This is a genomic window from Sphingobacterium cellulitidis (assembly GCF_043187465.1).
In the GTDB taxonomy this organism is placed as follows: Bacteria; Bacteroidota; Bacteroidia; order Sphingobacteriales; family Sphingobacteriaceae; genus Sphingobacterium; species Sphingobacterium cellulitidis.
The window spans coordinates 1,438,096-1,453,035 of record NZ_CP171136.1 but is presented as its reverse complement, the minus strand read 5'-3'; the positions used below and the strand labels follow the sequence as shown (position 1 = coordinate 1,453,035).

The window sequence follows — 14,940 nt, the reverse complement described above, 5'->3', positions numbered from 1 at the left end:
TCGCGAGCTTTTTTGTTGTATATCCTTAGACCAATTGCTTTTTATAAGCCGATGGACTCAGTCCCGTGGTCTTTTTAAATTGATTACTTAAATGAGCAATACTACTATATTGTAATTGGGATGCTATTTCAGCCAAACTGGCATCATATCCCAGCAATTCCTTAACCTTTTCTACTTTAATCCCTATTAGATATTTCTCAATGCTTTCTCCATGAACTTCGGAAAATACATTGCTTAAATAAGAATATTCCAGGTTAAATCTCTCCGACAAATAGCTGGAGGTCTTAATCAACATTGCATTTTCATCATTGATCATCTCCGCTAGAGCGATTTTTATCTCCTCCACCAAAACCGCCTTCCTATCCTTCAACACCTCAAAACCAATCATCTGAAGCTCCTGATCAAAAATAATCTGCTCCTCCTCTGAAAGATTCCGTCCAAGATTTACGGACCCAATATTCACCTCGCCAAATGGAATTTCCATTCGATTTAATATCTGTTCCACCGCCATAATACAACGTGGACAAACCATATTCTTGATGTGAATTTGCATAAAGTAAAGATAAAGAATATTTATCGGACACAAATTGACCTACAACATCATTTCTTTATCATAATTTCAGGAATTCCCTTAAAACTCCATAAATGCTGAACCTAAATGTTCGATGATATCGGTAGCAACCAAACTGGTCTCTCCTACCCAATCTTTGGCATAATCGCCGGCAGATCCATGAATATAAACTCCTAATACGGCCGCATCAAAAGCCGAATAACCTTGGGCCAACAAACTACTGATAATCCCTGTCAAGACATCGCCAGAACCTCCGGTCGCCATCCCTGGATTGCCAGTCGAATTAAAATAAATCTCCCCCGACGGATTAATAATCGAGGTATTCGCCCCTTTAATAATTAATATGATTTGATATTCCTTTGAGAATGCCCTCGCCTTTTCTAATTTATCCAGATCATTCGACCAGTCCCCAATCAAACGTCGCAACTCCTTCGGATGTGGCGTCAAAATACTATTCTTAGGTATATATCGTAATAAATGCTCTTGCTCTGACAAAATATTCAATGCATCGGCATCCAAAACTAATTTTACATCTTCTGCTAATGATTGTAACCAGATTCCAAATCCGCGAATTGTTTCTTCATTGCGTCCCATCCCAATACCAATCCCAATCGCCGAAAAAGATCCTTGTACATTAAAGTCAACCAACAAATCCTCCGATGAATCCAGTTGAACCATCGCCTCAGGAAACCCAATCTGAAGAATTTGATAGCCACATCTAGGAATATAGGCAGTTACCAACCCGCAACCTGATTTTAAAGCTGATTTGGATGCCAATAAAACCGAACCTATTTTGCCCAAACTCCCTCCAATAATGGCAACATGACCAAAGGTTCCCTTATGGTCGTATTTTGTCCTTGAACGATACAGAACATCCAGCATGTCTGAATCCACATATCGCATGTTGGTTTCCTGTTTATTAATCGAATAATTATCCAGGCCTATATTGACAAGCTCAAATTCTCCAACAAAATCGGAATTATCCGGAAGCAACAAGGCTAATTTGGGAACCTGAAAAGTATATACCTTTTCCGCACAGACAATAGGGTTCATATTTTCTCCAATGCCATCAACCATTAATCCCGAAGGCAGGTCAATAGAAAGGATTCTCCCTGGAAATTCGTTGATCTGATCGATAATTTCCATCCAATCTTCCCCAAGTGGCGAACTCAATCCATACCCAAATAAACAATCAATCAAAAATCCTTCTGTCGGTAAATCCAGTTCCTCATTCAATTCGAAATATTGGATATCATCCAACATCTTCTGGTTGATCAGATTATCCCCCGAATAATCCTCCGATTTTATCAGACATATTGTAACTGGGTATCCTGATTCGCGTAAAATCCGGGCAATACACAAGCCATCACCACCATTATTTCCCTTTCCACAGACCACCACAATGGAAGAATTCTTAATCTCTTCTGAATAATCATCCAAAATAGCTGATGTAGCCATATGGGATGCCCGCTCCATCAATTCCCATGAACTGATTCCTTCATTTTGAATGGTCTCTTGATCCACCTCTTTTAACTGCTGTGTGTTTAGAATTTTCATAAGGATATTAAATAAGTATAGCCCCTAAATTTAGGAGCTATACAGTTATATAACAACAGATTAATTTAAATGTTTGTGGAAAAAGCCCATCATGGCCTTATAGAATTCTATCTGATTCTCCTCTTTTCCAAATCCATGGCCCTCATCATATTTTACCATATAGGGAACATCAACCCCTTTCTCTCTTAAAGCTTTTACAATCTGATCTGCTTCTGCAATTTTTACCCTGGGATCATTCGCCCCTTGAACAACAAATAATGGTGCTTTAATTTTATCAACGTGAAATAAGGGTGAAACCTCCTTCGCAATTTCTGCCTCTTCTTTGTTATTCGGATCATACCAAACCTGATATAACATTTCAAGATAGGGCTTCCAATATTCTGGAATAGAATTCAATAAAGTGAAAATATTAGAAACTCCTACATAATCAACACCTGCTTTATATAAATCTGGCGTCTTCGTTAATCCACGTAGAACTGCATATCCACCATGTGAACCGCCATAAATAGCTACATTATCCTTATCAACCCAACCTTGATCTATGACATATTGAATTCCATCCTCCACATCATCCATCGCCTTTCTACCAACCTCCTTAAAACCTGCCTTCAAAAATTCTTTTCCATAACCACCAGATACTCGAAAATTAACCTGTAGGGTTGCAAATCCATGCGCCGCAAACAACTGAGTCTCCGGATTGAAGCCCCAGCTATCCCGAACTCCTTGTGGACCTCCATGTGGATTCACAATTAATGGAACTTTCTTTCCCTCAAGCGCAGCCTTTGGAAGCGTTATATATCCATGAAGAGTCAAACCATCCCTCGATTTAAAGGTAATAGGACGCATATCCGCCATATCAGCCTCCTTCAACTGTGGCATCAAATCATATAACAACGTGATCTTATTCGACGTGGCATCCAAATGGTAATATTTACCGTAGAGCTTATCACTTTGGACCATTACCAAATACTGATCCTCATTATCGGTCTTGCCAACAATCACATACTCATAATTCGGGAACTCCTTTTGAAATAAATCAAAAATCCCTTTAAAGGTCTTACTCTTAGGCTCTATCTCAACCTTTTCGCCTTCATATCCAACATAATCCAACTCCCAGTTTCGCTTTCTCGAAAGACCTAGGATCGTCGCATCATAATCTGGGTTTGAATAAATTTCCTTGATAATTTTCTTCGCAGCTAAATCATAAAGCACTATTCTGGCCTTATCTGAATCAAGGTTTGTTAAGACATAGGCTTCATCTGGATTCTTCGAAGCATAATTGAAGGACAAAACAGAAAATGTATCATACCATTTTGTGGTTCCAAATAATTCGAAATCTTGCTTGCCTTGTGGCTTATAGAAAAATTGGGTATTTATTCCATTTAGCATTTTCCCATAACCGCGCAATACCCCATCCTTATCAAACTCATAGCCTACGATAGCATTTTCCGGATCCGTATTCGTAAATAACTTCTCCATCTCACCAGTCTGAATATTGACTTTATATGGTTCAAAAATCTGCTTATTATCCTTATTCATTTGAATAATGATATAATCTTTTTGCTCTTTCAGCATATTCAGGATGCCTGCTTGAACGCCTTCAAACGGAGTAAGGTCTATATTATTAGTTCCGTCAATATTAACAGCATATAAATGGTAATTCTCATTCCCGCCTTGGTCCATAATGTAAACCAATCGCTCATCATTTACCCAGCCCATGCCGCGGATCAATTCATCCTTTTCCTCAATAGCACGTACTACCTTACCTGTTGCTACCTCCTTAATCATCACATGCCGCTTATTTTTTTCATCTTTCTCCCGATAAGAAATGTATTTACCATTCGGTGAAAGTGCAAAACTTGATGATTTTGGCTTCGCAAAATAGTCCTCAACCTTGTACTTGTAATTTCCATTGCCAAGTGCAATTAATTTCGCAAGCTCAGCTTCCGAAGAAACTAAACTCGGATCCCCTGGCTTCGTAATTTTTGTCTTCTTTAATAGGAGCGGAAACTCCATCCCAGCTTGCTTAAACTTCCCCTCAATGGATTCCCCTTTCAGTTCCCCTTCATAGGAGAAACCAGCCTGCTCCATCGCAAGATTAAGCTTATTGTTTTCAAACTTCGCAGTCGTCATCGCTAATCCCGATGCACCTTGTGCGGGAATATCTAGGGTAGCCGATAAATTTCCGTCTTTTTCACTGATGTGGAAGATCATTTCCATTTTGGTGCCTTGGGCTTCCAATTCACCTTTCCAATCACCAGCAACTTGAGCTTTCGTTGTTATCATACTCAAAAGTAATAACAGCAGTGTGAATAATTTTTTCATAATCAAAATTTAATTAAATGGTCTTTAAATTTAATTAAATTATAGCAACAATTTCCTAGTAAAAATTATTCTTTCCTCAACACCTCCAATGGGGAACGATTGATGACGGTCAAGCTATTGATCAACCCTATCAGTACTGTTAATCCTACAATCACAACCATCAAGATGAATATCATCAGAAAGGATGGAACAAACACAGCTTCAAAAACAAAAATAGCCAACAAATAACTCGCAATTACCGCTATGACTATCCCTGTCAGAGCCGATAATAAGCCTAGAAATAAATATTCGCTGATCGTAATGAGAAATATTTGCTTCCTACTGGCTCCTATCGTTCTTAACAGAACATTCTCTCGAATCCGCTGATATTTACTGATCCGCACGGATGAAATAAGGACAATAACTCCAGTAAGAATACTGAATGCCCCCATAAATTGTATTATAAAACCAATCTTATCCAATATCTCCTGCAATACCATCAAAACAGCATTCATATCAATCACGGACACATTTGGAAAGTTGTTGACAATTTTCTGTTGAAACTTACTGGACTCCAGTTCTGTTGGAACCTTGGCCATCATCAAATAAAATTGAGGCGCTTTATCAATACTTCCGGATGCAAAGACCACCCGAAAATTCGATTGAAACCTATTCCAATCAACTTGCCGGATACTTCCAACCTTTGCCGGAATGATTAATCCCTGCACATTGAAAGATAGCTTGTCCCCAACTTTAACTTTAATGTTCTCTGCATAATTTTTATCCAAGGAAACTATAGCGGTATCAGAACCACCAACCTTTGAAACCCATTTTCCCGAAGTGATTCGCTCGGTTGCCGTCAAGGAATCCCTATAAGTCGCTCGGATCTCCCCTCGAAACGCACGTGAACTTACTTCATTACTTGTATCTGCCACTACATCCTTTAAGGTCACCCCATTTACACTCGCCAATTGCATGGTAACAACCGGTACAGATTCTAATATCGGATAGCCTTCCGATTTTGCCAAGGCATCCAAAGGTGCCCGCTGTGAGGGCTGAATATCAAACATGATCATGTTCGCCTGACTCTGCTCAGAAGATAGCTTAACCCGGTTAATCAATAGATCCTGAACCAAAAACATCGTGGCAATCAATGCTGTTCCCAACCCTATTGATATCATCAAAATAACGGTCTGGTTGTTCGGACGATATAAATTCGATAAACCCTGCCGCCATAAATATGGCCAGCCTTTAGGAAAATACTTCTTGATTATAAAAGTGAATAACTTTGCCACTGAATAAAGGAGCAAAAAGGTCACTCCAACGCCTATTACAAAAATGATGGTTTGCCCCCAATTTGGCATTTGAAGACGTGCAAACAAGGTAATAAATACAAGAATCAATAAATAAATCCACCAACTCATCTTATCCTTCAAGACACTCTCCTCTTTGTCGGAAACCCTAATAGAATTTAATGGTGATATTTTCCGAACAGATAACAAGGGTAACAATGCAAATAAAACCGCTATAACAAGTCCGAGTGCTATCCCTTCAAGAACGGCAAGCCAAGATATTCCTGTACTTAAACTTACGGGTAATACATCTTGCATAACCACTGGAATAATATATTGAATCAAAGAACCTAGGACAGCACCTATAAACCCTCCTATGAGCCCTATTCCTGCAAATTGAACCAAAAATATATAAAAAGCCTGCTTCGCTGTTGCTCCTAGACATCGTAATACAGCAACGGAGAGTAATTTCTCCCGGACATAGATCTGAACAGAACTGGATACCCCAATACAACCTAATAATAAGGCTACAAACCCAACCAACTCCATAAAACTGGCCATATCTGCAAAGGATCGCCCTGTATTTTCTTTGGTGCTCTGAATCGTGGATGCCCTCAATTGCAATTCCGTAATTCTATTCTCTAGCTCCTCTACTTTCTTATCAACCTGAAACCCCTTAGGAAGCTTAAAATAATAATGATACTCAATCCGACTTCCTGTCTGTTGTAAACCTGAATTCTTTAACTGCGCGATCGGTACAAATACCGAAGGTGCCATAGCCCCCGAGATGGCTGTCTGCCCTGGTTGGGATAAAACATTCCCCCAGATTTCATAACTATTGTTTCCTAATTGAATGGAATCTCTGACATGGGCGTCAAATTGTAATAAAAGTGAATTCTCAACAAATACAGCCTTATCCTTACCAAATTCTTTAAAACTATGTGCGGGATTGGTTTCTACATCCCCATAAAATGGATAACTCCCTTCAATCGCTCGGACTTGAACTAATCGTGATCCATCAGCTTTCGGAAAACGGATCATCGACATGAATCGCTCTTCCTTCGCAAAATCCTCACTCAAGCCTTTTAGTGAATCTATGAATTGCATGGCTTCAGCAGATGGCTCCCGCCTACTCTCCAACTCCAGATCTGCTCCAATCAATTCCGCTGCCTGACTATCAATATCCTTCCGTAAATTCTCATTAAAGGAATTCATGGCGACTAAGGCCGCGATCCCTAAAATAATAGATGATATAAACAGAAATAATCTCGACCTGTTTTTGCGGCTATCCCGCCAGGCCATTAAGAAAATCCATCGCCAATTCATTGAATCTTCCCTCCCTTGATTGGAATTATTTTTTGTGTCTTAGCTGCCAAATCCAAATCATGGGTCACGATAACCAAGGTAGTGCCTGACTCCTGATTTAATTGAAATAGCATTTCCACAATAATAGCACTGGTTTCCGCATCTAGATTTCCCGTCGGTTCATCCGCAAATAAAATCTTTGGCCGATTCGCAAATGCACGAGCTAAGGAAACACGTTGCTGCTCCCCACCAGATAATTGCGATGGATAATGATCCGCACGTCCAGACAATCCAACTCGGTCCAACAACTCCAAGGCCTCTTTCTGCTTATTGCGTTGTCCCCGCAATTCCATCGGAACCAACACATTTTCTAAAGCGGTCAAGGTTGGTAGCAATTGAAAATTTTGAAAGACAAAGCCCACATGTTCATTTCTGATTTGTGCCAATTTATCCTCGTTTAAACCACTTAGCTGAATGCCATCCAAAATAATATTTCCCTCGGTGCTCTGGTCCAAACCTGCACATAAACCCAAAAGAGTAGTTTTACCACTGCCTGAGGGTCCAACAATGGCCACCGTCGAACCGGCCTCTATCTCAAAATTTATATCTTGTAAAACGGGTAATTGATGATCTCCAATCTGATAACTCTTGAAGACATGCTGCACTTGTAGGATCATAGTTGATGTCATATCTAATAAATTTATAGATATTTTTTAATTAAATTAGCTAGATGAATCACATGAAACCCCTAATCTCTATCATTTTAGCAGTTTTTTTACTTGCATCTTGCAATAATGCCAATCAACAGAACAATACAAGTGCTCCAACAGATACTACTAAAACTGATTCCATCCCTGCGGAAACAACAAAACGCATCTTATTTTTTGGAAATAGCTTGACCGCTGGTTTAGGGCTGGAGGATCAATCCTTGGCATTCCCTGCTTTGATTCAACAAAAAATTGATTCCTTGAAATTACCTTATACTTGTATTAATGCCGGGTTAAGTGGTGAAACATCAGCAGGTGGAAAAGACCGAATCGACTGGTTATTAAAGGATAAAGTCGATGTATTTGTCTTGGAATTAGGTGCTAATGATGGTTTAAGAGGTATCTCTACAGAATCTACTTATCAAAATTTAAATGAAATAGTCAATAAAGTTAAAAAGGCTTATCCTGACTGCAAATTAGTTTTGGCAGGAATGATGGTTCCACCGAGCATGGGAGAAAAATATTTTAATGACTTTGCAGCAATCTTCCCAAAATTAGCCAAAGAACAAAACATGACTCTAGTACCTTTCTTATTGGATAAAGTTGCTGGAATACAAAATCTAAATCAAAACGATGGTGTACATCCGACCAAAGAAGGTCAAGAAATTCTAGCAAACAATGTTTGGCAACACTTAAAATCAATAATACAATAGATCTTCCTGGTTTTATTTATTGATTAACTGCAGTGCCTTTGCAAGATAAGGATCATGACGGTTTCGAACATCCTTCACTTTAAGCTCAACCTTTATATCAGGAACGATCCCTATCCCTTGGGTTTCCGTTCCATCTGGATAATAAACTCCAAGTGCTGAGAAAGCTGTTCTATATCCGAATGGAAGTGGAATCCAACTAATATTCCCATCAGCCCCTGCAGTTGTAGATCCCACAACTGTCACATTTGCTGATTGTCGAAGAGCCATAACCTGATACTCGGAAGCACTCTGTGTATCCTCATTGATCAATACGATTACCTTGCCTTTGTAAAGTGGCGCCCCTTCATGTTTTAAATATGATGAATAACTAAACCTAAATTCTCCAGGCCTAAATCCTTTATTGGAACTGAATTTCACATATTCACTCTTCTTCGAAAACAAATATTTAGCAAATAATTCATGGGAATAGATTTTGGGGTATCCCCTAAAATCCAAAATTAAACCTTTTGAGGATTCTAATATTTTAATAAATTCATCATAATTCTCCTCAACAAAATTCCCAATATTGAGGTAAGCAATATCAGCATCAATTAGATAATAAGGTCGAGTATCTTGCGGAAAGGGTCTTACCTCCTCAAAAGAATAGGTAGGAACTGTAATGGTTCGCTCTTTATTACCATTTGAAATCTGGAGTTCTAAACTGTCAGCATTGGTCTGTGTTAATCGCTGTGCAAGGTCTCGCATTGCTACAACCTCATTTGATGCCGCAATAAATGGTCGTAATGTTTTTACCCTTTCGGAAACTCGAATCCCCCCAATTGATTGAATGACATCGCCCACCTGAATAGATTTACTCAAATCTACGCTATCGGCTCCCAAAGAATTGATAACCAAATTATTTTCAACTAATTTTGTAGAAAAATTAACCCTGCGCTTTCCAAATACCCCTCTATGATAATAATCTGATAATTCTGAAAATGCATGTGTATCATTAATTTTTGAAAACAATTGTAAATAGACACTATCCAGTTTAGCTTCAGTATTCGCAGCAACGAATGTTGGGATAAAATTTTCAAGCTCTAATTCCCAAGGAGTTTCAATCAAATAACGATAAGGATAATAATATTGTATGATATTCCAATATCGGAACAATCCCAATAATCGGAAACCAACATCCGATTTTGACACTGAGGCATATTTAAACTCATTTAAAGACACATGAGTGGAAGGCTCAAAATAACTTACATAAACATTCGTATCGCCTTTTTCAGCCAAGGTCAGATCTTTTAGCTTTTGTTTTAAATCAGAAGAGAAATCAAGTTTATCAATCCATGTATGGTCTGCTTTTAACTTGGTAGAGTCAGTTTCAGGTTGATCCAAAGGATTCAGCTTAGTAAAGACACCAAATTGATCAATCCAGCCGATAATTTCTTGTTCAAACTCAAGGGCTGACTGATCCTTCAATATTGAAGGGAAAAATTTGAACAGCTCCGTATCCATATCCCATTTTCCAACCATAACTTGGGGATGGAAATATTTCAATAAACCCCATACTTGACCTGTCAATTTTATCCGTTTTATGCGTTCGCTAGTTAATTCAAAATCTGGAATATGAGAATTAAAATTATAGATACTGTCTGATAAAATTTTAGGCTGGTAAACAGATGATTTACTGTAGTCAATATCATCAACCAGTAATTTCAAATTCTTGAATTTAGCCGTTCCCTTCCCAATTACATAAATCCCTATTCGAATTTTCTTTGTTTCCTTCGGATTAAGGTTTATAGAAATACCAAAATTATTCCAATCTGTTGTCCCATTAACCTTATTTCCCAACATATTCATAATATCAACCTTAGGCATAAGGCTTAAATATAAACCGGCAGATCCATCTGAAACAATTGAATCTGTACTGATATCAGCATATAATGTCAACTTTTTCCCAGCAAAATTATCATCGATATCAAAATATACAAAGCCAACTTCATCTTGGCTAAGTCCTTTATTTTTGATTGAAAAAATAGTAGTATCGCTCCCATTGTTTGTTGCTTGATAGTCGCTAAACATACTGCCATCAATTTTCCAACCTCTAGGAATATTATTTTCAACATGTTTAAAGCTCAGGTTATACCGATTGGTATCTATTTGTGAAAACCCAATATTTTGTAGAAATATCAAGAGAAAAAGTGAAAACAGGAATTTAAGCATAACATTGGTATTTGTTAATCAAAACTAAACTTTTAAATAGCATGCAACTGTTAAACAGGAGTTAAAACTCAATCAATTAGGTTAATAAACGTTAATTCCGTTTGTATTCTAACCATTGACCTTCAAGTCAAGGGAGTATACCGCTCCCAGTATGCCCGAACTTTCCAAAAGAAAAAGGGCATCAAATTGATGCCCTTAAATTCAAAAAAAAAACTAGCACTAGCATATATCTACATCCTACCTTAAATATACCTGTTGATGCAACTGTTTTAAATCTACATGTGGAAATTGCTTGTCAAAATCAATGACCACGTCACTTGAATCTTTTTTTCCATCGGCATTGGAATCCCAATCCAATGAGACAAAATATTGTACAGAATCGGTTTCCTGAACCTCGGGTTTAATCATCGTACGATGCTCTGAAGGCACCTCAAATTCAACCGTAAATGGAACTGAAGAGGCTTCAAAATCTACTTCAGCAATTAAGGTAGCTTCTACATCTGCTACATTCGCCGGAGCAGCATACAACATAGCCTTTCCTTTTGGATTTTGAATCGTGGAATCTTGCTCCCCTACAAATTCTATAGGTAACAATTGCGGCCCTACAACAGCTTCCCCAGAGCCTTTTAAACCACAACTGCTCATACTGAAAGCAAGCATACCAGAGATAATAAATAAATTTCTCATAACTTAATTATTTAATGGTTAAAGATAATTTAAATTCTAATTAATCAAATATAATTTTAATTGTTTAACAAAAATCTAACATTAATGTTTTTATTATGAGTTAATTAATATAATAATAATCTAATTGGATGGATAACATCAAATTAAATCACCATACTTAAAAAAGAAAATCTTGAAATACCGCTGTACTTCAAGATTTTCATTTTGACTACTTAATAAACTAAGAGGGAACGGCAGCGTATATTTTTGATCCCCTAGCCAAATTGGCCAGTGATATAATTTGCAGTAACTTCATTGTTCGGATTCCCAAAAATTTGACTGGTCAACCCTTCTTCCTTAACCTCACCCAAATACATAAAAACTGTTTTATCAGCGATACGTTGAGCTTGTTGCATATTATGGGTGACAATCACAATGGTATATTTCTCCTTTAAATGCATGATTAGTTCTTCAATTTTTAAGGTACTCACCGGATCCAAAGCAGAACAAGGCTCATCCATCAAAATAACTTCCGGACGTAAGGCAACCGCTCTGGCAATACACAAACGCTGTTGCTGCCCCCCAGATAACCGAGTCGCTGGCATCTTTAAGTCGTTCTTGACCTCCTCCCATAAAAAGGCTTCGCGCAAGGCCTTCTCAATAACAGCCTTGTCATGCGGCAAATTATTGATCTTTAGTCCGTAGGCTATGTTTTCATAAATACTTTTGGGAAATGGATTCGCTTTTTGGAATACCATGCCAATGCGTTTTCGAATCTCCGTAACTGGGACAGTTTTCGAATATAAATCCAAATCCTCCAATTTCAGACTCCCCGTGATTTTTGCATCCGGTGATAAGTCATGCATTCTGTTGAATGATCGCAATAGGGTACTCTTTCCGCATCCCGAAGGGCCAATTAAGGCTGTGATTTCATTCTCAGCAAATTCCACATTCACATTGTTCAGTACATGCTTGGTACCAAAACTGATGTTTAGATTTTCTGCGGATAGTTTAGTTTTCATTTTTTCTGTACTTGTAACGAATATAAAATGCTGTCAGGTTCAATAAGAAGACAACAATGATCAATACCAAGGCTGTACCATAGGCAATCGGACGAACCTCATCGATCGATTGATGCTGTGTTGACAACATATATAAATGGTATGGCAAGGCCATAAACTCCTGATTGATAAAAGCACTCGTCCCATTTATATAGAACGCTGCCCCTGTAAATAATATCGGAGCAGTCTCACCTGCTGCACGTGAAAGGGTTAGAACCACACCGGTCAATATGCCAGACATGGCCGATGGAATTATCACATCCTTAATGGTTTCAAACTTGGTCGCTCCCACCGCTAAGGCTGCCTCCCTCGTACTATTTGGAATCCGCATCAAGGCCTCCTCCGTCGTGGTAATAATATAAGGCAAGGACAATAAACCTAAGGTTAAGCCGGCAGCAATCAGAGAAGTCCCAAAATGCATGGCTTGAACAAATAATGCCAAACCGAACAATCCGTAAATAATGGAAGGAACACCTGATAGGTTCCGAATAGAAGCCCTGATGGTTCTGGTCAACCAATTATCCTCTGCATATTCCTGCAAATAAATCGCACATGCTACTCCAAATGGAATCGAGAATAAAGCTGTAATCAAGGTTAATAAAACCGTACCAATGATAGGTGTCAAAATACCTCCGCGGGTCATACCTTCTGAAGGAACTTCACTGACAAAACCCCAGGACAACTGACTTGACCCCTTGGAAACAATCTCCCAAATAACAACAACCAAGAAAAAACAAACCAATAAGGTACTTGTCAATAATGTCCCCCATTCTATAATACTGGAGAATCTAAGTTTTCTATGCTGCATGATATTTTCTGAATCGGTTAATAAAATACTCGCCTAACATATTAGCAGCCAAGGTCATAATAAATAATACGGTAGCAATCGCATATAGTGCGAAATAGTGTGTAGTCTGATAAGGCACCTCACCCATTTCAATCGCAATCGTCGCGGTCATCGTTTTTACGGAGTCAAACATACTCGTCGGCAAGATGGATGCATTTCCTGTTGCCATTAAAACGGTCATCGTCTCTCCTATTGCACGACCAACCCCCAACATTACCGCAGCTATAATACCCGGTGCAGCCGCAGGAATGACCACTTTACAAAGGGTTTGCCATTTGGTTGCTCCAACCCCATAACTCGCTTCCTTATAAGTCTTTGGAACAGCGTGGATGGCATCTTCAGCAACCGTAATAATCGTAGGCAAGGCCATTACAGCTAATAAAATCGCACCATTCAATGCATTTAAACCATTGGATAAATCCGCTAAACTCGCAATCCCCGGACTCACAACCACAATCCCCAAAAATCCAATAACTACCGACGGAATCGCCGCCAACATTTCAATTGCTGGCTTTAAAATATTTTTTAACCTCGGACTCGCATATTCAGCAATAAATGCTGCTGTACCAATCCCCAATGGAATCGCAATTAACATCGCCCCAAATGTCACGATCGTGGTACTTAGGATCAAAGGAACCATCCCGTACTTTGGATTCTTACCCGTAGGGTTCCATTCCATCCCCGTGATAAAATCCAATGGCTTTACATCTAGGAAAAAGGAAAACGAATTGTAAACCAACATCGCTAGAATCCCGCCCAATAAAGCCAATACTAAGAATCCCGTTGCCTTGAAAACGTATTTGAAAAATACGTCCATCGACAGTCTCGCTCTATATTTCATTTTTTTGATTTTCTAATATGTAATAACCATGATCCTCTATCAATACCCTGCCGTTTGGACTGCGTTCAAAATTGATAAAAGGACGAACTTTATCCCAAGATTTTGCTAGGATAAACTGATATAATGGTCTTTGAAAGTAATAAACCCCATTGTTGATTGCATCTTGATCCATGGGTGAAATGGATTCACTTTGTTTATCTTTCTTGATCTTTAATATCTTAATTCCTTGAGATTCCTTTGCTTCGGGTGAAACATAACCTGCACCTACATAACCTATACCTGTCCGGTCTGCCTTTACCCCTTCAATAATTTGTGCATTACCCGTCATCTCTTTTGCTGTATTGGCAAACTCGATCTTCAGCTTCTTTTTCACAAATGAATGTGTTCCCGAACTGCTTTGACGTCCATAAATATTAATGGGAGCATCATGTTTTGATACTTCAGACCAATTACGAATACTGCCATCCATAATCTTTGCCAAGGTCTCTACATCGATGGAATCCAAGGGTAAATCCTTGTGTACGATAAATGCAGTCGCATCTTCTGCAAACACAACTGTCTTGATATCTATCTTCTTGTCTTTGAATTGTTGAACTTCCTCCTCGGAAAGCGGTCGCGATGAATTCGCGATATCAGCCTGACCATTCATCAAGGAGGTTATCCCTAATCCAGACCCACCACCCGAAATAGCAATACTGAAGGTAGGATCAAGCTTGGTAAACTTCTCTGCTAGGTTAACCGCTAAATTAACCTCAGTATCAGAGCCTTTCATCTTAATTGAATTGGAATTATTACTACATGAATAGAAAAATGTAGTACCTAACAGGGTTAGGATTGGAAAAATGCGATTAATACCTTTTCTCATCTC

The 14,940-nt window shown here is 38.6% G+C and carries 12 protein-coding genes; 1 reads left to right on the top strand and 11 read right to left on the bottom strand.

The window, feature by feature from the left end:
• Positions 1-25: 25 nt before the first annotated feature.
• The 5 genes from ACF3OC_RS06285 to ACF3OC_RS06265 form a co-directional block, all read right to left on the bottom strand.
• Complete coding sequence (locus ACF3OC_RS06285; protein WP_094280437.1) at positions 26-553, bottom strand: AraC family transcriptional regulator; 528 nt, start codon at positions 551-553, stop codon at positions 26-28.
• A 78-nt stretch (positions 554-631) separates the two neighbouring features.
• Positions 632-2,128: an NAD(P)H-hydrate dehydratase gene (locus tag ACF3OC_RS06280; protein WP_094280436.1), complete on the bottom strand. Its 1,497-nt coding sequence runs from the start codon at positions 2,126-2,128 to the stop codon at positions 632-634.
• A gap of 60 nt (positions 2,129-2,188) precedes the next feature.
• On the bottom strand, positions 2,189-4,453 hold the full coding sequence (locus ACF3OC_RS06275; protein ID WP_094280435.1) for a S9 family peptidase: 2,265 nt from the start codon (positions 4,451-4,453) through the stop codon (positions 2,189-2,191).
• A gap of 65 nt (positions 4,454-4,518) precedes the next feature.
• Positions 4,519-7,050: an ABC transporter permease gene (locus ACF3OC_RS06270; protein WP_094280434.1), complete on the bottom strand. Its 2,532-nt coding sequence runs from the start codon at positions 7,048-7,050 to the stop codon at positions 4,519-4,521.
• The gene (locus ACF3OC_RS06265; RefSeq protein WP_218823954.1) at positions 7,047-7,718 is read right to left on the bottom strand and encodes an ABC transporter ATP-binding protein; all 672 of its coding nucleotides are present in this window, start codon (positions 7,716-7,718) and stop codon (positions 7,047-7,049) included. The genes ACF3OC_RS06270 and ACF3OC_RS06265 overlap by 4 nt, the downstream gene beginning before the upstream one ends.
• A gap of 50 nt (positions 7,719-7,768) precedes the next feature.
• Between ACF3OC_RS06265 and ACF3OC_RS06260 the strand changes: the two genes are divergently transcribed.
• Positions 7,769-8,449, top strand: a complete 681-nt coding sequence (locus ACF3OC_RS06260; RefSeq protein WP_094280432.1) for an arylesterase — start codon at positions 7,769-7,771, stop codon at positions 8,447-8,449.
• A 12-nt stretch (positions 8,450-8,461) separates the two neighbouring features.
• Here the strand turns inward: ACF3OC_RS06260 and ACF3OC_RS06255 are convergent, their stop codons facing one another.
• From ACF3OC_RS06255 to ACF3OC_RS06230, 6 genes are all read right to left on the bottom strand, one after another.
• On the bottom strand, positions 8,462-10,657 hold the full coding sequence (locus ACF3OC_RS06255; protein WP_392471134.1) for a S41 family peptidase: 2,196 nt from the start codon (positions 10,655-10,657) through the stop codon (positions 8,462-8,464).
• 237 nt (positions 10,658-10,894) lie between these two features.
• Positions 10,895-11,344: a hypothetical protein gene (locus tag ACF3OC_RS06250; protein WP_094256804.1), complete on the bottom strand. Its 450-nt coding sequence runs from the start codon at positions 11,342-11,344 to the stop codon at positions 10,895-10,897.
• A gap of 254 nt (positions 11,345-11,598) precedes the next feature.
• A complete protein-coding gene (gene pstB, locus ACF3OC_RS06245) occupies positions 11,599-12,345 on the bottom strand; it encodes a phosphate ABC transporter ATP-binding protein PstB (protein WP_094280430.1) in 747 nt (248 codons plus the stop codon).
• The gene (gene pstA, locus ACF3OC_RS06240; protein ID WP_094256802.1) at positions 12,335-13,192 is read right to left on the bottom strand and encodes a phosphate ABC transporter permease PstA; all 858 of its coding nucleotides are present in this window, start codon (positions 13,190-13,192) and stop codon (positions 12,335-12,337) included. The genes pstB and pstA overlap by 11 nt, the downstream gene beginning before the upstream one ends.
• A complete protein-coding gene (gene pstC / locus ACF3OC_RS06235; protein WP_094256801.1) occupies positions 13,182-14,072 on the bottom strand; it encodes a phosphate ABC transporter permease subunit PstC in 891 nt (296 codons plus the stop codon). The genes pstA and pstC overlap by 11 nt, the downstream gene beginning before the upstream one ends.
• Entirely contained in the window at positions 14,062-14,937 is an 876-nt protein-coding gene (locus ACF3OC_RS06230; RefSeq protein WP_094280429.1) for a PstS family phosphate ABC transporter substrate-binding protein, read from the bottom strand. Before ACF3OC_RS06230 ends, pstC begins: the two co-directional genes overlap by 11 nt.
• Between the last annotated feature and the right edge of the window lie 3 nt (positions 14,938-14,940).